This window comes from Novosphingobium sp. (genome assembly GCF_049240505.1).
In the GTDB taxonomy this organism is placed as follows: Bacteria; Pseudomonadota; Alphaproteobacteria; order Sphingomonadales; family Sphingomonadaceae; genus Novosphingobium.
This window is the reverse complement of the sequence record NZ_JBMLSM010000042.1, coordinates 1-17767: the sequence shown is the minus strand read 5'-3', so window position 1 is coordinate 17767 and position 17767 is coordinate 1. Positions and strand designations below refer to the sequence as shown.

Below are 17767 nucleotides of genomic sequence, written 5' to 3'. Positions count from 1 at the left end.
TCAGTTCCGCCCTTCACGGATCGGGAAGCCGAGACAGCCGGGATTGAAGATGCCGCGAGGATCGACGACGGCCTTGACCGCATCGAGCACGTCCTTGAACGCTTCGTCGCGGCTTTCGCGATAGGCGGTATAGGCGCGGCCGATCTGGAAGTGGGCAGCGCCATACTTCTTGCAGATGGCTTTCACATGTTCGCGTGCTTCGGTGACCACCGCGGTGGCATCGGCATTGGGACCAAGCTGCTTCAGGTTCTTGAGGTGGGCCGGTTCGACCATCGATTCATGGATCGGGCGATAGCCTTCGGGCCAGAAGAACACAGGTTCGATCACCAGCGCTGTGGTGGACAGCGATGAGAACAGGAAGCCGTTGAAAATGCCGTGCTTGTCGAAGGTTTCCTGCATCGAATCGAAGTAGGCGCGGATTTCGGCGAACATGGCTGGCGCCGTGGACAGCGAGGCCTGACCGTGGACCGGCACCCAGCTTTCGCCTTCGGGGCCGAGGATGGAATTCGGCGCGGGGAAGGGCATCGCGCGGATGACCTTGGCGATGGAGTTTTCGATCTCTTCGCCTTCGAACCGGGCGGCAATTTCACGCGCGGTGGCGATATCGGCGGCTACGGCTTCCTTGCAGCGCCCCTCTGCCGTGATGTGCAGCGGGTATTCCTCTTCGGGGATGAAGTTGCGCCCGCCGATGGCGATCTTGGCAGCGGCCAGCAGGCCCTTGCCGAAAGACTTCTCCTTGGCGATCACCTTGCCCAGCGTCTTCACATCGCTGGCCATCGACATGCGCTTCATGCGGACTTTGGTCAGGCCGGGGTCGAAGCCGCAGGTTTCCGAAGCGATGCCCGCGCGGGTCATTTCGGCCAGCGCCTGCAGCATGATCTCGCCCGTCTTGAACGAGAACGACACGGAATCTTCAAAGCCGGGCGCGCGGATCAGGCGCAGGGTCACTTCCGCCTTGATGCCCAGCGTGCCGGAATCGCCCATGAACAGGCCTGCCAGATCAGGGCCATAGTGGCGATAATGCGGGGTATCGCCATCAGGACCGCGCGCGCCGGTGCGCAAGGTGCGGCCATCGGCAAGGACCATCGTGATCGCAACCACGCTTTCGCTGGACGTGCCGTAGTGGCCCGCACCGAACATGGCGTTAAGCTGTGACAGCCCGCCGCCGATGGTGGAATAGATGCCCGACATCGGCCCCCAGAACGGGGTGCGCAACCCATGCGGCTTCAGTGCTTCGTTCAGCGCCAGCCAGGTGCAGCCTGCTTCGACCGTGACGGTCATGTCTTCGGGGCTGACGCGCAGCACGCGGTCCATGCGGCGCATGTCGAGCGTGATCGTGGTGTCGGTGGCGGGGGTGTAGCTGGTGGTATAGCTCATGCCCGCACCACGCGGGGCAAGATCAACGCCCGCATCATTGGTGGCGGCAACAACCGCGGCCAGCTCTGCCGTATTGGCAGGCGCGACCGAGAGCATCACCACATGATCGCCGCGCGCCCAGATGTCTTCGCTGAACAGGCGCAGCGTGGCTTCATCGGACGTGACGTGATCCGCCCCGACAATCGATTCCAGACGGGCGCGCAGATCGGCAGGGGCCGTGGCGATTTTGGCAAGGGTCATGCTGTCGGACATCGTGATCTTCCGCTTTGCCGCACGGGGCTGAACTCTATGACCGATTCAGGTCCGTGCAGACTAATTGTTATAATGATATGTCAAATAATCTACCGAACTGCAAATGGGCAATTCGCCTATCCGCAGATCGGAATTTGCCATCCGGCATCGACGGCCTGCTGGGCCAGTGCAGCGGCTCCCAGACCGGCAAGGCGACCGAAAGTGACCGCCGTGGCAAGGCCCATCGCGGGCAGATAGCCCCAATGCGCCGGGCCTGAGACGGATCGCGCCGCGCCGCCACCTGCGAACAGATTGGGCAGGCGTGTGCCATCCGCGCGCAGCACGCGGGCCGCGCCATCGATCTGAAGCCCGCCCTGCGTGTGGAAGATCGCGCCGACGACCTTTACCGCGCGGAAGGGGGCGACGGGCGGCTTGTCATCGCCCCAGATGCGGCCTTGTGCATCGGGCTGGTTGCTGGCTTGCGCGGTGTGAGCTTCGGCCAGTGTTGTGGCCAGCGCATCGGCAGGCACGCCAATCAGGGCGGCCAGTTCCTCTGGCGTATCGGCTTTTTTCGCCGCGTTCAGCGCAATCAGCTGCTGCATTTCGGGGATGTAATCGGTCAGCCCTTCGATGCGCTTATCGAACACCACCCAGACATGATCGCCGGGCTGGGCCAGAACCGGATGAACCATGCCGGCAATATCTTCGACTTCGTTGGTGAAGCGGTTGCCTTCGATGTTTACCAGTACGCCACCTTCGACCGGAACGCCGGGCGGCACCGGGATGCCCTGTGGCTCGGTGAGCATGGCATAGCCCTGATAGGCACCCATATCGCCAAACGCTGCGCCAAGCTGCTGGCCGATGGTGATGCCGATGCCCTGGCTGCCTTCGTGGCCGTTGTTCCGCGCGTGGGCCACATCGGGCATGTGCTGTGCGACCATTGCGTGATTGGCTGCAAATCCGCCGCAGGCCAGAATCAGCGTTTCACAGCCGACCAGTTCGCGCGCCCCATCAGGACGTTCCAGCGTGACGCCGTGGATGCGGCCTGTATCATCGGCGTGGACTTCGACCAGCCTGGCGCCCAGCATCACATCGATTCCGGCGTCTGCCATGCGGGCGTGGAGCAGGTCCACCATGTCCTGCCCGCCGTGGCCGCGCCAGCCATGCACGCGGAACGTGGAGTTGCCATAGACCGGGCGGAAACCCGTATCCAATTGCCACGGCAGATCGTGCACTTCGACCATCCAGTCCACTGTGGGTCCGGCATGATCGGCAATCGCGCGGGCCAGAACCGGGTCGGTCAGGCCTTTGGTCTTGGCCATGATGTCTTCGAAATAGCGATCCGCGCTGTCTTCGATGCCCAAGGCGGCCTGCGCCTTGGTTCCGGCGGCGCAGATCAGGCCCTGGCTCATGCCGGTGCTGCCCATCGGGCGTTCATCCTGCTCGACCAGCAGCACTTGCGCGCCTGCATCGTGGGCAGAAAGCGCGGCGATGCAGCCGCAGGCTCCGCCGCCGATGACGAGCACCGGGATCACATATTCGAAGTTTGGCATTTCGCGGGCTGGCATCATGCGTCGTTGGCCAGTTCTTCGCCAATCTCACCCGAAGCCACATCAGGAGCGCCTGCCGCCGCTTCATTTTCCTGCTGCACGATGCGCAGGATGCGGGCGATGAATTCCTGATTCCACATCTGGCGTTCAGCCGATGCGGCGCGATCGGGCACGAAAGCGTCAATCTCGCCCGGCGTCAGCACGCCCTTTTCCAGCAGCAGGCGTTCCAGCGTGTCGCCGCGCTGGCGGGCGACGGCAAGTTCCTGCGCCATTGCCATCGTGATGGCGAGGACGCGCTCCACCTGCGGTTCGAGGAAATAGGGACGTTTGCCAGCAGGTTTTGCGCCTGCTCCGGCGAGGGCGTCGGCAAAGCTCATGCCACAGCTCCGATCACATGCCATGCGGCCTTGCGGCCATAATCTTCGGTGTCATCCTCTTCCGCATCGGGGAAGAGTTCGCGATCGACCACGCCGGTCACGCCGCCGTGGATCAGCTTGTCACGGTCGAACCCTGCGGCCACCATTTCGGCGTCGAGATCCATCTCGTGCATCCGGCTCCAGAACGGCTCGTTGTTGTAGAACGCATCCCAATCGCGCATCGCCTGTTCGAACAGGGGCATTTCCGGCGCGTATTGCGGCTGCTCCACATGCAGCACGATGCCGCCCGGCTTCAGCAAGCGGCGCGTTTCGGCAAAGATCGCGCGCAGGGCCTTGGTCGACAGTTCGTGCAGGAACATCGTCGTCTGGATCCAGTCGAAGCTGGCATCCGGGTAGATCGAAAGATCCTCACCACTGGCCTGCACGAAGCGGATATTGTCTACGCCCAGCGACTTTGCGCGGGCAAGGCCATAGCGCAGAACCGGTGCGCCAAGGTCTACCACGGTCATGTCCGCTTGTGGAAAAGCCTGCGCCAGCGGCAGCGAGGAATGACCGACCGTGCCGCCGATTTCGAGGATCTTCTGCGGCTTGAAATCGGGCAGGTTGCGCTTGACCCATTTGACGACCGCGTGGCCGCCACCATCGGAATATTTGCCCAGCAATCCGCCTGTCGTGACGAAGCCGGCGTGATCGTAGTTCGCGCCGTTTACCGCATCGCCGGGGAAGTATTCGGTGTGATAGCTGCCCGGCATACAGTGGTGGTCCACCGCCGAGACATAGCGCGGGATCGGCAATGACGGATCAAGGCTGAGGCGTGGATCGCCATCGGTCAGATCGGCGGCAATGGCGTTCAGCTTTTCGCGCTGGCGCAGGGCGGCCCATCGGCCTGCCTGCTGGCGCTGTTCCATCGTCATGCGGCGCAGGGCCGACCATGTTTGAAACGCAGGGTCTTCCAGCATGGCGCGGCGGGCTTCGTGGCGGTCTGCCATCGGGCGGCCATGCGCGGCTTCGAAGGCAGGGACCACGCGGGCGTCGTAAGCCGCCTTCACACCCGGCACCACGCGCGCGGCGAGATGCCGGTTCATCTGGGCCAGAAAGTTGATCCGCTCGATCTCGTCATGGCTGGTTTCGGGGAAAACCGCGTGGCGGCCAATCACGCGATAGTCCGGGGGACCATCGTAACCGGCGCTAGGGTCGTTCGAAACCGGGGACGGGGTGTGTGATGAAGAGTTCACGGCCTTCCTCATTTGTTATATTCATAGGGTATATTGACCTTTCGGCAGAAGCAAGGATGATACTTGCGATTGACCGGCAGGCGGCAAAGCGAGGACCGAGCCATGCATATTTTCGCAGTTTTCAACCTGAAGCCCGGCGTTTCCGAGGCGGATTATCTGGACTGGGCGCGCAGCGTCGATCTGCCCACCGTGAACGCGCTGCCATCCATTGCCAGCTTCCGCGTGTTCCGCACGACCGGAGTCATGGGTAGCGATGCCAAGCCGCCGTTCGGCTATATCGAAGTGCTTGATATTGCGGACATGGCCCAGTTCGAAAAGGACGTGTCGACCGCGGCAATGGGCGAAGTGGCCGCAGCATTCGGCGGCATGGTCGAGGTGACTTTCATGACCACCGAAGAGGTGACGGCGTGAAGTTTGCAGGCAAGGTTGCCGTCATCACCGGATCAGGCCGCAAGCAGGGCTTGGGCGAGGCGATTGCCCGCCGCCTGAGTGAAGAAGGCGCCGCCGTGGTCATTGCCGACATCGGCGGATCGCGCGATTCGGCCACGCCCGATGCGATGATCGGGGCCGAGGCGGAAATGCGCGAAGTGGCCGAATCGATGCCTGGCGCGGCATCGACCTTCTCGTGCGACGTGCGTGACCCGGATCAGGTGCGTGCCTTGGCGGCCCATGCGGTTGCCACCCACGGTTCGCTGGATATCTGGGTGAACAACGCCGGGATCGGCTATATCATGAAGCCGCTGGGCGAAGTGTCGGCGGACGATTGGCGCGCGGTGATCGACGTGAACCTGACTGGCGCGTGGTTCGGGCTTCAGGCTGCTGCCGAAGTGATGATCGAACAGGGTAAGGGCGGGCGCATCGTCAACATCGCCAGCCAAGCGGCAAAGTCGGGCTTCATGCACGCGCAGGCCTATACCGCGTCGAAGCACGGGCTGGTCGGGCTGGTGCGGTCTGCCTCCATCGAGCTGGGCGCGCATGGCATCACCGTGAACAACGTGTGCCCCAACCATGTGACCACCGGCCTTGGCAAGTGGCAGAACGAACACTTCGCCGCCGTGCAGGGCATCAGCGTCGAGCAGTATCTGAAGAACATGGCAGGACGAATCCCGTTGGGCCGCCCCGGTTTGCCGGAGGATACGGCCAATGCGGTCGCGTTCCTGTGTTCGGCAGAGGCGTCCTATATCACGGGCGAAAGCATGAACGTGTCTGGCGGCGAGGAGCCGCACTGATATGCCAGAGGCCGCAAACCCGGCGCATGTGCTGATCGACCACGCGCTGTCGCTGCGCTGGGCAGACCTGCCGGAAGATGTGAAGGCGCGGGCCAAGACGTTCCTGCATGATTCGCTGGCTGTGGGCGTGGCGGGGCGCAATGCCGCCCATGCCGATGCAGTGCTGGCGATGGTGCAGGGCTGGGGCGCGGGCGATGTGGCGGGCGTGCTGGGCAGGCCCGATGTGCGCCTCCCCGCGCCGTCTGCCGCCTTCGTCAATGCCTTCCAGATCCACGGTCAGGAGTACGATTGCGTCCATGAACCTGCCGTGCTGCACCCGATGGCGACGGTGCTGGCGGCCCTGCTGGCAGAGGCACAGCGGGGCGAACGGGTCAGCGGAGAGCAGTTTCTGACCGCTATCGTGGCAGGCGTGGATGTTGCCGTGACGCTGGGCATAGCCGCGCCCGATGCGCTGAAGTTCTTCCGCCCGGCAACGGCAGGCATCTTTGGTTGCGTGGCGGCTATTGCCAGCCTTGGCGCCATGCCGCGCGATATGGCGCTGGATGCTTTCGGCCATGCGCTGGCGCTGGTTTCGGGCACGATGCAGGCGCACGTCGAGGGCAAGCCTGCCCTGCCAGTGCAGGTGGCCAATGCCGCCCGCAACAGCCTTGTCGCCATCGATCTGGCGCGGGGTGGAATGCCGGGGGTTACGCGGCCGCTGGACGGGCCGTTCGGATACTTTGCGCTGATGGAAGTGCGCGAAGCGCTTGGTCCGGCGCTGGCAAGGCTGGGGCAGGGGCATCGCATTACCGAGGTGAGCTGGAAGCCGTTTCCCACGGGTCGCGCCGGGCATGGCGGCATCGTGGCGGTGCAGCAGTTGCTGGCCGAGCAGGGATTGCAGGCGGCGAACCTTGAAAGCCTTGAATATCATGCGCCGCCGCTGATCCATCGGCTTGTCGGGCGTCCTGCGAAAGCGGGGATGGCACCGGGCTATGCGCGGCTGTGTATGCAGTATCTGGCGGCGGTGACGCTGCTGCGCGGCAAGGTGACGCTGGCTGATTTCGGGGGCGAGGCGCTGGACGATCCGCAGGTTCTGGTACTGGCGAACAAGATCACCGTGATCGCCGATGACAACCCTGATCTGGCCGCCTTCGTGCCTGCGCGCGCCGTGGTCCGGACGCTGGACGGGCGCGAACTGGTGCAGCCGGTTCTCGCGCAGCTCGGCTCCCCCGAATGGCCGCTGAGCGATGCGCAACACGCTGAAAAGGCGAAAGGTTGCCTGTCGTTTGGCGGTTTGGCCGGAGTGCATGAAGCGCTGGAACGCGCGGTCCTGGGCCTTGATCAGCAGGCTGACGCGATGGGCGCAATCATTGGCAGCGGCGTGCTGTCATAAGCGCTTGCATTTGTATTATATCTATATCAAATAATTTCCACACAGCGGGGAATCACCATGACCTTACTGAAGTGCGCCACGCACGTCGTCGGCGACATCAACGACGCCATTGCCCGCTATGAAAGCTGGATGGAGTATCGCACGGTCGAGCAGGGCGACGTGCCCGCCGATCTTGCTGCCGCGTGGAATGCACCGGCCAGCGCCGGACGCCGCTATGCCGTGCTGCAACCCGCTTCGGGCGACGAGGTTTTCCTGCGCTTTGTCGAAGGCGATCCGGTGCCCGATTATGCGCCGATCCGCACTTATGGCTGGGCCGCCATCGAACTGTGCGTGACCGACGTTGAAGCCGTGAACGAAAAGATGCTGCAAAGCCCCTTCGAAGTGATCGGCCCGCCCAAGCCATTGGATGGCTTTGCCACGGTCAAGCCGATGCAGGTGCGCGGGGCGGATCTGGAAACGGTCTATCTGACGGAAATCCTGCAACCGGGACCTGGCACGGGTCTGCCTGAACCCAAATCGCTGGTGGACCGTCCGTTCATCATGGTGCTGGCCTGCCCCGATCTGCGCAAGACCGCGCAGTGGGTGAAGGACGTGCTGCGCCTGCCGATGATCGATCCGGTGGCCATCCGCTATTCCATGATCGAAAAGGCGTTCGGCCTGCCTGAAACGGCCAAGACCGAACTGACCACGGCGCGCGGCGGCGGGCAGGTGTTCCTTGAACTGGACCAGTATCCTGACGCGGCAACCGAACGCCCACGCCATGAAGGCGCTTTGCCACCCGGCGTTGCGATCACCACCATGCTCTATCCCGATTTTGACCGGCTTGAAGGCCATTGGGCCAGTGCGCCGGTGGTGCGCGAAGGCGCGGTTTATGGCGGCAGGCGCAGCGGCATGCTGGTGACGCCCGAAGGCGCGCTGCTGGAAGTGGTCGAAGGGGGAGAAATCTGAGATGGGCAGCCCTGCAATCAAGCGCGGCTTCGTGGACGTGCCGCATGGCCAGATGCACTATCGCTATGCGGGTGACAGTGGCGAGCCGCTGCTGGTCCTCCACGCATCGCCCGGCAGTTCACGCCAGCAAATAAAGCTGATCGAAGATTTCGCCGCCGAAGCGCGCGTCTATGCGCCCGACACGCCCGGTAACGGCGATAGCGACCCGCTGTCCGATCAGGAACCTACGATCCCGGACCTCGCTGCCGCAGCGCTGGCGTTCATGGATGCGGTGGGTCTGCAAAAAGTGCGCGTCTATGGTTCGCACACTGGCGCGGCGATTGCCGCCGAACTGGCAATTCGGGCGCCAGAGCGTGTCTCTGCGCTGGTGCTGGATGGCGTCAGCCTGATGGAAGGCGAGGAACTGGAAGAGATTCTGGCCACCTATGCCTTCCCGTTCGAACCCGATCTGGATGGCGCCTATCTTGCCCGACTGTTCCAGTTCTGCCGCGACCAATACGTGTTCTTCCCGTGGTATAGACGCACCCGTGCGGGCCGCCGTGATGGCGGGCTTGGCAGCGCAGCCGATCTGCACGCATGGATCGTCGAAGTGATGAAGGCCAGCACGACCTATCACCTCAACTATCGCGCCGCGTTCAAATGGCCTGCCGACAAGCGCATGGCCTTGATCGCCTGCCCGACGCTGGTGACCGCCGCGATCAACGATCCGTTGTACGATTCCAGCGTGGCGCTGGAAAAGCTGCTGGGCGATGGCGCGTTCGTTGAACTGCCGCGTCTTGATGCCGTCGAATTCCGCGCCGCGCGGCATGACGCGATGGTGGCATTTTTCGGTGGAAAGGCTTGAATATGGACATCGGCCTTTCGCTGCTCACACTGCTGCACATCCTGATCCCGGTCTATTGGCTGGGCGGTGATCTGGGCGCGTTCTACAGCTCGCGCTTCATGATCGATCCGGCCCGTTCGGTGCCGGAGCGGATGATGGCGCTGAAAATCCTCAACAACATCGACATGGCTCCGCGCACCACGCTGATTCTGGCGTTTCCCACCGGGTTCGGCCTTGCCGTGGCCAAAGGCTGGATCGACGTGCCGGGTTCCGCAGCGCTGCTCGTCTGGGTGCTTGGCCTTGCATGGCTGGCGCTGGCATGGACGGTCCACCTGAAGCACGGGCCTGCGGGCGCTGGCTACAAGCGCGTGGACATCGCGGTGCGTTACGTTGTGCTGGCCGCGCTGATCGGCAGCGGCGTTGCGGGCCTTGCCGGCGCTATCGCCCTGCCGCTGTTCATCTCGCTGAAGCTCCTGGCGCTGGCCACCTGCATTTCCATTGGCCTGCTGGTGCGCCGCCAACTGGTGCCGCTGTTCCCCGCAATCATCGACCTGCGCGAAAATGGCCCGACGCCTGAAGGCGACAAGGCCATTGCCGGGGTCATCGCTATTACCCAGCCCACCGTGATGGTGCTGTGGGTCGTCGTGCTGATTGCCAGCTTCCTCGGCATCGCCACCCCCGTCTGAATTACACGAAAGGGAGATTTCCATTGCAGAAGCATCGGACCATCAGCGGCAAGGTTCTTTACACCTCGCGCAAGCCCGGCCGCGAAGGTGAAGAGCGTGGCCGCGAGGAGTTTACCTGGACGCACCACACCGATGGCAAGCGCACGCTGCGGGCGCGTTGCGAAATCGACGAACCGGCGCCGACCGTCCACCGCGACATCGTGTACAGCCTTGATGAAAACGACCGCCCGATGGACTGCTTCGTCCGTCTGGTGATCGGTGATGAATTCATGGGTTCGGGCCTGTTCATCATCAACAAGGACACGGTAGAATGCGAGAGCTATGGCCCGTCCATCGGCCGTGTTTCGCAGACGATGGCGATTGATGCACCGTTCGATGGCTTTGGCACGCACCCGATCGTGGCTGACGCCTACATCACCCGCAAGATGGACCGCAGCAAGGGGCCGCACAAGCGCAAGTTCCCCTGCTTCCTGCCATCGCCCGACCATCGCGGCGCAACCCCGCCGTTGATTTCGAAGTCGGAAATCAACCTTGCCTATGTGGGGCAGGAAACGGTGACCGTTCCGGCAGGCACGTTCGATTGCTACAAGTACGAGTTCTCCGACGAAGATGCGAGCATGATCTCCATCGGCGGCGAAGCGCACCCGCCCTATCAGGTGTGGGTGACGGCGGACGATGACTCGATCTTCGTGCAGGGCGGCGTCGGCGGTTACATGCAGACGTGGTACGAGTTGGTCGAACTGAACCGCTGAGCCGATTCACCGGTTGGCAAGTTGGTGGTGCCCGCATTGAAAGATGCGGGCACTTTTTCGTGAGGAACCCTGCTCGTCATTGCGAGCGTAGCGAAGCAATCCAGTGCGGTTTGCGCTGGCTCTGGATTGCTTCGCTGCGCTCGCAATGACGAAATCGGAGGGTCACTTACTACGGGGGATTACCACGCGGTTTGCGGTGTCAGCTTCCACGCCCATTCGGGCGGCGTGCCATGCGGCAAAACCGGGCAATAGGGTGCATTGATGGGCAAGGGGCGATGAACGTCGCTCCAATGCGTGACGATGGCATTCGCGCCCGGCGATCGCATGATTTGCAGGAAGCCGTATTCCGAAACGTGCGGGCCGTGCAGAATGCCGGGCGGGCGGTAGAAATAGGCGCCTGCGCCCATGCGGCCCTCGGGCGCCCACATTGCGCCTTGCAGCATGAACATCTCTTCGGCGTGATCGTGCATCTCGGCGGGTAACGTGGTGGCTTCAGCCGGAACGCCATGCGCCATGCCGGTCAGCAGGAACGTGCGTCCGCTATTGTTCGGGCCAAGCCGCAGAACCTTCCGCGCGAGGCGCAAATGGATCAGCTTCGGGTCATAGGTCGAAACGTCCCACGGCATGGCGGGGGTGTGGAGCGTGATTGTCTGCGCGGTTCCGTCCAGCGCGTTCGGGTCACCCGCGGCATGGCGGAACACCAGCAGCACCGCACCTTGCGCGGTGTGGCGCACGCCAAGGCCGGAACCTTGCGGCAGGAAGCCATAGGCGTGGGCGCGCCGCTTTTCCCCATCGATATCGATGGCACCGTCCAGCACGAAAAACTCTTCCGCGCCGTGATCGGGTGAACTGGCCGGAGCGCTGTAGCCGGGCGGATAGCGCACGATCAGCGTGGCTTCGTCCGACAGGGGATCGGCGTTCAGCACCTTTTCCTCTGCCCCGTCGGCGCGAGGTGTCCAGCCCACGTTTTGCGCGTGGACGAATTCGATATGCGGGCGGGCCATAGCGGTCCTTTGAAAGGGTCAGGAAAGTTCGAGCGCGCCGGGGTTCATCAGCCCCTTGGGATCGACCGCCGCCTTCACCGCTTCCAGCAAGGCACGCGGCGCAGGGCGCAGGATCGACGCGTAAGGGTACGTCCGCCCGATCTGGTTCGACGCTGCGCCGTGTTCGGCGAAAAGCGCGATCAGCTCCGCGCGCACCTGCATCACCAGCGCGCGGGCATCGGGCGCGGCGGGCGGTTCGGTCAGGCGGTTTTCGCCTTGCAGGATATCGCGGTGCAACGGCAACCAGCTATCGCGCCAGTTCATCACCGGCTCATAGCTGAAAGCGTGCGTGCCCATCACGGTCAGCAGGCGCGAAACGATCACGCCTGCGTTGTCGAGCGCCGCCTTGTGCCGTGCGAGCAAGGTTTCGATGGCATTCGTCAGGCGCAAGGCCTCGCTGTGCGGCACTTTGGCGTTCAGCGCGATCCAGCGGTCGGCCTGCGGGCCGACGACCATCGTTGATACGGGATTGAACAGGTCGGCCCGGCCCGCGCGCGGGATGGAATCGGGAAGGGCCATGCCGCCGAACCGCGCGGCGATATCGCGCGCGGCGGCCATGTCTGCCGCCACCGCTTCGTCACTGCGCCCGGCAAGGACGAGGTGGAGAGAATGGCAACCGTCGTCGATGAAGGACCGCCCCGCCAGCGCCAGCTTCGCGCCAGCTTTCAGGCCTTTCAGCAGCCCGCCTTCCTGCCCGATGACTTTTGCCAGCACTTTGGCATCGCGCGCCAGATCGGTGGGTGCGGCAAGGGCGATGCGCGTCTTGTCCGGGTCCATCAGGTATGCGTCTTCGGCAATGTCCGACCGGGCGACTTCGCACAGGGCGGCGATGCCGGCGGCCTGATCGCTGAACCCGAACGAGAGGTAACCGCTGGCCCTTGGCGCGCGGATCAGGCGCAGGCTGACGCGGGCCTTGATGCCCAATGCTCCGGCATCGTGCACGAACAGCCCGGTCAGATCCGGTCCGAACGTGCGCATGAACGGCTTTGGCGCGCGCTCTACCGCCTGCTGTCCGGTGTGGAGCAGCGTGCCATCGGCCAGCACCACTTCCATGCCGATCACCGTCTCTGCCGCAGAAACGTGCCGCGCCGTGCCAAGGAACAGCGCCCCGTTGGAAAGGCCCCCGCCAACCGTCGCGCGTGCGCCGGAGAATGTGCCGAAGAAGGGCAGGCGCAGGCCCAGCGGTTTCAGCGCCTCGTGAATCTGCCGCCATGTGACGCCAGCTTCCACCGTGATCACCATGTCTTCTTCGCTGATCGACACGATCTGGTTGAGCCGCGCAAGATCGACCGCAACGAAGCCGCGATCAGGCACGACATAGCCGCGAACATACGTCAGCCCACCGCCGCGCGGGGCCATCGGCACGCCCGCAGCGCCGATCAGGCGGACGGCTTCGGCCAAAGCATCGACGCTGGTGGGGCGGATCACGGCAAGGCAGGGTGCGCCTTCGTCCAGCAGGTCCGACCCGTGCAAACGCAGGCTTTCGGTGTCAGTCAGGAGGCCATCGGCCCCGAGCAGGGCGCGCAGATCGTCATTCAGGGGCATCAAGCGGCCTTTGCATCAAGAGCGGCAGTCGCGGTGCGGAAGCTGCGGCGGCTGGCCATCAGGATCAGGAACGCGGCAAGGCCGCAGCAGAAGAACACGCTGCCCAGCGACCACGAAATGCCATTGGGCTGGGTGAACACGGTGTCGGACAGGAAGCCCACGATGAAATTGCCCGCCGTCAGCGCGATCAGGCCCGATGCGATGGTCTGCAACGCCATGACCTGCGCGCGCAGGGCGTTGGGCGTGATCTGGGCAAAGCCGGTATAGACCGCCGACGTGTTCCAGTTCAGGAACAGCGCGTTGAGCGCATAGCCCAGCAGCGCCAGATTGCCGGTGGGCGCAAGGCAGGCCAGCGTGCCGAACACCACCATCGAAGCCGCGCAGCCCATCGCGCACAGGACCGGCGCATCGGCATGGCCGCGTCGGTTCAACCAGGCGATCACCCAGCCGCTGTTCACCGCTGCAAAGATCGAGATGGGCAGGCCGACCATGCCCAGAATCTTGCCGGTCTCCGCCGCGGTCCAGCCATGCGCGCGGATGAACAACGCGGGAAACCAGCCCACGATGGCATAGACGCAGACGAGATTCAGCACCGATCCCAGCATGAACAGGCCGAATGCGCCGGGCCGTTCGATGAACAGGCGCAGCACCGGGCGCAGGCTGATCGGTTCGGTGGCCACGCTGCCGCCCTGCCGCGCCGGTTCGCGGGCGGTCAGGATCAGCACCAGCGCCAGAACAAGACCGGGCGCGCCGCACAGCACGAAAACCACCTGCCACGGCTGCATTGTGCCAAACAGGCCCGGCATTCCGGCAATCAGCCGCTCTGCCCAATCGAGGAACAGCCCGCCCAGTGCCATTGCCGCTGCCGTGCCCAGCGAACTGCCGGTTACGAACACGCCATAGGCCTTGGGTCGCACTTCGGGCGCAAAGTAATCCGCGATCAATGACGTGGCGACCGGCACCAGCGCTGCTTCGCCCACGCCCACCAGCATCCGTGCGATGAACAATTCGTGGAAATTGCTGGCGAAGGAGCAGCCGATGGTTGCCGCGCTCCACAGCATCAGCCCACCAAACAGCAGCGTTACCCGCCGTCTGCGGTCTGACAACATGCCCAGCGGCAGACCCAGCACGCTGTAGACCACGCTGAAGGCCATGCCCTGCAGCAGGCCGAACTGCGTATCGTTGATATCGAGCGCAACCTTCAGCGGCTCGATCAGCAGTGCGATCGAAACCCGGTCAAGGATCGCCAGCGCATAGGCCAGCGTCAGCAGCGACAGGACATACCAGGCGTAGGACCGGCGTGGCCACGCGGGAGAGGGCATCACGTTCAAATTGCCGAAACCTTTTCCCGTGTGGATTGATCGGTCCGCACAATCGCTGTGTGCAGCGCTGCGGCGGCGCTGGCGCGGTCATCGGGCAGCATGAATGCGGCACCGGCGGGCAGCAGGTCGATCAACCTTGCAGCCTGCGCGGTGGCGGGATCATCGCCCACCGCCACGAAAGTGCGCGTCTGAACCGATTGCCAAAGCGCAGCGTCATGCACGGCCAGTCCGGCGGCAATGGCGCTGCCATAGGTTGTCCGCTGTTTGAGCATTCCCGTTAGCGCGCGATGCAGCGCGTGAGCGTCGGGCAGAACGGGCGCGGGCCGGGCCGCAGCCGGGGCGGCGGAATACCAGGGCCACTGCACTGTGCCATCGCGCAACATGTGCCAGAACTGGTGGAGATGCGATCCGGCCAGCGCGTCGAAAGCGACTGGCGGCAAAAGGGCAGCGTCGGTTGGGGCATCGAAAGGAGGCGCGCCGATGATAGTCAGCGTGGCGACCAGCCCCGGCCTGCGCGCCGCCATCATGGCACCGATGGGCGCGGCAAGGCCGACAGCCAGCACATCGCAAGCGTCAGGCTCCAGCCTGCCGACCAGTGCGGCCAGCGCATCGGCAATGGCTTCTGCATCCATATCGGAAAGCGCGTCGGAATCGCCAAAGCCGGGCAGATCGGGCACGATCACCGGGCGGTGCGCGCGCATCGCTTCGGCCCATGCCATGCCTTCCAGCGTGGATGGCCCGGCAAGGATCAGCAGGGGGCGTTGTTCGGCTGTGCAAGGGCCAGAGAAGCGCTGCCAGTGGACCTGCCCCTGATCAAGCGTAACATAGCCACGCGCCGCTTCGTCCTTTGCCCGGTGGGCAGAGGCGGAACTGCCGCCGCCATTGGCCAGCCTGTCTTCAATCCAGTTTGCCCACGCCGTGCGATCTGCGCCCAGCCTTTCCACCGACAGCGCAGGGTTTGCGGCGGTGGGAACCTTGTCGAGGTGGGGATAGAGCACATCGTCGGTCCGCGCGCCGACGATGGTGGGCACGTTCACCGCGTGCAAATCGTCCAGTGGGTTCCAGCGCATGGCGGCGGTATAGGCATCGGCATAGTGCGGCCCCGCGCAGAACAGGTCGATGCCGTAATCCTCCATCCATTCCGCCGAGGGTGGTTCCATCGCAATGCGATGTTCGGGACGGGTCGAGAACCACGGGAACCAGCGGAGCATATCGCGCGTGCGGCTCCATTCCGCGCTGAGGAAGGCGCCGGTCGGCTCTGGCGCAAAGGGGCGCATATAGGCCGTGATGAAATCGTCGGAAGCAAGCTGATCGGGGATGGACAGGCCATCGAGCACCAGCAGCGGCATCTGTCCCCCGCGCGCCGCAAGGGCAAGCGCGATCTTGGCGCTGGTATGCGTGGCATAGACGGGCGCCTGTGCCAGCCCCAGCGCATCGAGCGCTTCGCCCAGCGCACTTGCAAAATCGGGAATCGTTGGCGCTTCCAACCCGATGGGATCGGAATTGCCATAGCCCGGCGTATCCAGTGCAAAGACGCGAAACCGCCTGCCGAGCACTTTCATCAAGGGCACGTGCAGCCGGGACGATCGGGGTGAATCGTGCAGCAGGACCACTGCCGGGCCGCTGCCGCAGCAGCGATAATGCACCAGCTTGCCGCCACCGCACGCGGATGCGACGCTGACATAGCCGCGGGTGATATGGGGATTTGCGTCCGAAATCATGCGTGCTGCCTGCCCTGCGATGATTTGATATATGAATATGACTATTGATGTGCCATCATTTCGTCATTGTCCAGTCCCTTGAACGTCGCACGAACGGGAATCCGAATGGCCACAGCAGTCGAAAGCCGGTCCTCCATCGCGCCGCTTCCCGCGCGTGACAGCAGCGCAGGCTGGGTGGTGGTCGCGGCGTCGATGGTGGGGCTGGCAATGGGGTTAAGCCCGCTGCCGTTCTACACCATCGGCATGTTTGCGCCCGAATTGCAGCAGGCGTTCGGTTGGAGCTTCGCCGCGTTGATGGGGTCCATCACCGTGCAATCGGTGGTGGTCATGGCCACCGGGCCAATGGCAGGTTTTGCGGTGGACCGTTATGGCGCAAAGCCGGTGGCGCTGCTCTCGCTCGTGCTGTTCGGCCTGACGTACATGAGCCTTGGGCTGAGCGGCGGGAACATCTGGGTCTACTATGGTCAGTGGGTGATCATGTCGATTCTGGGTGCAGGCACGCTGACGGCCACGTGGATGCACACCGTCAACGGCTGGTTTGAGAAACATCGCGGCCTTGCCATCGGAATCGCCAGCACCGGCACGGGCATCACCGGTTTTCTGGTAAAGCCCTTCGCCGCATGGCTGATCGGCACATATGGCTGGCGCACCGCGTTCTTCGTGATCGGGGCCTTGCCTATCGTCATCGGCCTGCCGGTGGTCGCGCTGTTCTTTCGGGAAAGACTGACGCAGATTGGATCGCGTTCCCGCAAGACCGCTGGGGAAGGTGAGATTGAAGCGGGGATGACACTGCACGCGGCACTGCGCCATCGCCGTTTCTGGATCATGACGGTGGCCTTCCTGCTGATCGCCTTTGCGCTCACGGCCCCCACGCCCAATCTGGAAAATATCCTGCGCACGCAGAAGTTCACCCTGCCGCAGATCGGTGCGATCACGGCGGGGTTCGGGCTTTCGGTCATCGCCGGGCGCGTTGCGGGCGGCTGGCTGCTGGACCGGTTCTGGGCACCGGGTTGCGCCGTGGGCATCCTGATCCTACCCGCCATCGGCAGTTTCCTGCTGTCACAGCCAACCATCGGGGCGACCGAGGCGGCATTGGCGGTCATCTCGCTTGGCCTTGGCGCGGGGTTCGAATTCGATCTGCTGGCCTACCTGATCGCCCGTTATTTCGGCCGCCGCGCCTATGGCACGATCTATGGCAGCTTCTACACCGTGATCGCGTTTGGCGGGGGTATGGGACCGGTGGTCTATGGCCGCGTGTTCGATTCCACGGGGCGCTATGACCTTGCGCTGATGACGGGCGTTGGCTGTCTGGTGCTGGGCTCGCTGGCGCTGCTGGCAATGGGGCGCTACCCCGATTGGGGAGGGGAACGGGCGTGAAGAGCGTTATCGAAGGCGTTGGCATCGGCTATGTGCTGGGGCAGGCTGATGCCCCCGCTGACTTGACTAAGCGTGGCCGACCCCCGAAGAGCGGCGGTGCGGATCGACAAATCGTCACTTCGTCGATCCGCACGGCAAGCGGGGGAGGAATCGTGCTCGATCGTGAAGGGGCGGTGCCG

17 protein-coding genes are annotated in these 17767 nt (G+C 63.9%); 9 read left to right on the top strand and 8 right to left on the bottom strand.

Translation table 11 applies throughout. From position 1 onward, the window contains the following. The 4 genes from ACOVQ0_RS03840 to ACOVQ0_RS03825 all read right to left on the bottom strand — a co-directional run bounded on the left by ACOVQ0_RS03840 (position 1) and on the right by ACOVQ0_RS03825 (position 4770). On the bottom strand, positions 1 to 1617 hold the full coding sequence (locus tag ACOVQ0_RS03840) for an FAD-binding oxidoreductase (RefSeq protein WP_421880355.1): 1617 nt from the start codon (positions 1615 to 1617) through the stop codon (positions 1 to 3). A 128-nt stretch (positions 1618 to 1745) separates the two neighbouring features. Next, entirely contained in the window at positions 1746 to 3179 is a 1434-nt protein-coding gene (locus ACOVQ0_RS03835; RefSeq protein ID WP_421880353.1) for an FAD-dependent oxidoreductase, read from the bottom strand. Further along, positions 3176 to 3535 carry a hypothetical protein gene (locus ACOVQ0_RS03830; RefSeq protein ID WP_421880351.1) on the bottom strand — a complete coding sequence of 120 codons (360 nt, stop codon included), beginning with the start codon at positions 3533 to 3535 and terminating at the stop codon, positions 3176 to 3178. Before ACOVQ0_RS03830 ends, ACOVQ0_RS03835 begins: the two co-directional genes overlap by 4 nt. After that, positions 3532 to 4770: a methyltransferase domain-containing protein gene (locus ACOVQ0_RS03825; RefSeq protein ID WP_421880349.1), complete on the bottom strand. Its 1239-nt coding sequence runs from the start codon at positions 4768 to 4770 to the stop codon at positions 3532 to 3534. Before ACOVQ0_RS03825 ends, ACOVQ0_RS03830 begins: the two co-directional genes overlap by 4 nt. A gap of 102 nt (positions 4771 to 4872) precedes the next feature. Between ACOVQ0_RS03825 and ACOVQ0_RS03820 the strand changes: the two genes are divergently transcribed. The 7 genes from ACOVQ0_RS03820 to ACOVQ0_RS03790 are packed head-to-tail and all read left to right on the top strand — an operon-like array spanning position 4873 to position 10580. Next, positions 4873 to 5181 carry an REDY-like protein HapK gene (locus ACOVQ0_RS03820; protein ID WP_421880347.1) on the top strand — a complete coding sequence of 103 codons (309 nt, stop codon included), beginning with the start codon at positions 4873 to 4875 and terminating at the stop codon, positions 5179 to 5181. Further along, complete coding sequence (locus ACOVQ0_RS03815; protein ID WP_421880345.1) at positions 5178 to 5999, top strand: SDR family NAD(P)-dependent oxidoreductase; 822 nt, start codon at positions 5178 to 5180, stop codon at positions 5997 to 5999. Before ACOVQ0_RS03820 ends, ACOVQ0_RS03815 begins: the two co-directional genes overlap by 4 nt. Before the next feature lies 1 nt (position 6000). Further along, positions 6001 to 7371: an MmgE/PrpD family protein gene (locus ACOVQ0_RS03810; RefSeq protein ID WP_421880343.1), complete on the top strand. Its 1371-nt coding sequence runs from the start codon at positions 6001 to 6003 to the stop codon at positions 7369 to 7371. A 57-nt stretch (positions 7372 to 7428) separates the two neighbouring features. Further along, complete coding sequence (locus ACOVQ0_RS03805) at positions 7429 to 8319, top strand: VOC family protein (RefSeq protein WP_421880341.1); 891 nt, start codon at positions 7429 to 7431, stop codon at positions 8317 to 8319. A gap of 1 nt (position 8320) precedes the next feature. Next, complete coding sequence (locus ACOVQ0_RS03800; RefSeq protein WP_421880339.1) at positions 8321 to 9163, top strand: alpha/beta fold hydrolase; 843 nt, start codon at positions 8321 to 8323, stop codon at positions 9161 to 9163. A gap of 2 nt (positions 9164 to 9165) precedes the next feature. Next, a complete protein-coding gene (locus tag ACOVQ0_RS03795) occupies positions 9166 to 9828 on the top strand; it encodes a hypothetical protein (protein WP_421880337.1) in 663 nt (220 codons plus the stop codon). A gap of 23 nt (positions 9829 to 9851) precedes the next feature. Next, complete coding sequence (locus tag ACOVQ0_RS03790; RefSeq protein WP_421880335.1) at positions 9852 to 10580, top strand: hypothetical protein; 729 nt, start codon at positions 9852 to 9854, stop codon at positions 10578 to 10580. Positions 10581 to 10759: 179 nt separating this feature from the next. Here ACOVQ0_RS03790 and ACOVQ0_RS03785 read toward each other — a convergent pair whose 3' ends face one another. Genes ACOVQ0_RS03785 through ACOVQ0_RS03770 form a run of 4 tightly spaced genes read right to left on the bottom strand, consistent with a single transcriptional unit; the run spans position 10760 to position 16211 of the window. Beyond that, on the bottom strand, positions 10760 to 11584 hold the full coding sequence (locus ACOVQ0_RS03785) for a cupin domain-containing protein (RefSeq protein ID WP_421880333.1): 825 nt from the start codon (positions 11582 to 11584) through the stop codon (positions 10760 to 10762). An 18-nt stretch (positions 11585 to 11602) separates the two neighbouring features. Further along, positions 11603 to 13168 (bottom strand): FAD-binding oxidoreductase, encoded by a 1566-nt coding sequence (locus ACOVQ0_RS03780; RefSeq protein ID WP_421880331.1) that lies wholly within the window; start codon positions 13166 to 13168, stop codon positions 11603 to 11605. Further along, positions 13168 to 14490, bottom strand: coding sequence for an MFS transporter (locus ACOVQ0_RS03775; protein WP_421880417.1), 1323 nt, complete (start codon positions 14488 to 14490; stop codon positions 13168 to 13170). The genes ACOVQ0_RS03780 and ACOVQ0_RS03775 overlap by 1 nt, the downstream gene beginning before the upstream one ends. A gap of 5 nt (positions 14491 to 14495) precedes the next feature. Further along, complete coding sequence (locus tag ACOVQ0_RS03770) at positions 14496 to 16211, bottom strand: alpha/beta fold hydrolase (protein ID WP_421880329.1); 1716 nt, start codon at positions 16209 to 16211, stop codon at positions 14496 to 14498. Between the two features lie 105 nt (positions 16212 to 16316). Here ACOVQ0_RS03770 and ACOVQ0_RS03765 point away from each other — a divergent pair, with 105 nt between their 5' ends. Further along, complete coding sequence (locus ACOVQ0_RS03765; protein WP_421880327.1) at positions 16317 to 17588, top strand: MFS transporter; 1272 nt, start codon at positions 16317 to 16319, stop codon at positions 17586 to 17588. After that, positions 17585 to 17767: hypothetical protein (locus ACOVQ0_RS03760; protein WP_421880325.1), on the top strand; the 183-nt coding region annotated here is incomplete at its 3' end. The genes ACOVQ0_RS03765 and ACOVQ0_RS03760, both read left to right, overlap by 4 nt.

What these genes read in the sequence shown, in the direction of transcription:
- ACOVQ0_RS03840 (WP_421880355.1), bottom strand. Translation starts at nt 1,617, where the DNA reads ATGACCCTTGCCAAAATCGCCACGGCCCCTGCCGATCTGCGCGCCCGT.
- ACOVQ0_RS03835 (WP_421880353.1), bottom strand. Translation starts at nt 3,179, where the DNA reads ATGATGCCAGCCCGCGAAATGCCAAACTTCGAATATGTGATCCCGGTG.
- ACOVQ0_RS03830 (WP_421880351.1), bottom strand. Translation starts at nt 3,535, where the DNA reads ATGAGCTTTGCCGACGCCCTCGCCGGAGCAGGCGCAAAACCTGCTGGC.
- ACOVQ0_RS03820 (WP_421880347.1), top strand. Translation starts at nt 4,873, where the DNA reads ATGCATATTTTCGCAGTTTTCAACCTGAAGCCCGGCGTTTCCGAGGCG.
- ACOVQ0_RS03810 (WP_421880343.1), top strand. Translation starts at nt 6,001, where the DNA reads ATGCCAGAGGCCGCAAACCCGGCGCATGTGCTGATCGACCACGCGCTG.
- ACOVQ0_RS03805 (WP_421880341.1), top strand. Translation starts at nt 7,429, where the DNA reads ATGACCTTACTGAAGTGCGCCACGCACGTCGTCGGCGACATCAACGAC.
- ACOVQ0_RS03800 (WP_421880339.1), top strand. Translation starts at nt 8,321, where the DNA reads ATGGGCAGCCCTGCAATCAAGCGCGGCTTCGTGGACGTGCCGCATGGC.
- ACOVQ0_RS03795 (WP_421880337.1), top strand. Translation starts at nt 9,166, where the DNA reads ATGGACATCGGCCTTTCGCTGCTCACACTGCTGCACATCCTGATCCCG.
- ACOVQ0_RS03785 (WP_421880333.1), bottom strand. Translation starts at nt 11,584, where the DNA reads ATGGCCCGCCCGCATATCGAATTCGTCCACGCGCAAAACGTGGGCTGG.
- ACOVQ0_RS03780 (WP_421880331.1), bottom strand. Translation starts at nt 13,168, where the DNA reads ATGCCCCTGAATGACGATCTGCGCGCCCTGCTCGGGGCCGATGGCCTC.
- ACOVQ0_RS03775 (WP_421880417.1), bottom strand. Translation starts at nt 14,490, where the DNA reads ATGCCCTCTCCCGCGTGGCCACGCCGGTCCTACGCCTGGTATGTCCTG.
- ACOVQ0_RS03770 (WP_421880329.1), bottom strand. Translation starts at nt 16,211, where the DNA reads ATGATTTCGGACGCAAATCCCCATATCACCCGCGGCTATGTCAGCGTC.
- ACOVQ0_RS03765 (WP_421880327.1), top strand. Translation starts at nt 16,317, where the DNA reads ATGGCCACAGCAGTCGAAAGCCGGTCCTCCATCGCGCCGCTTCCCGCG.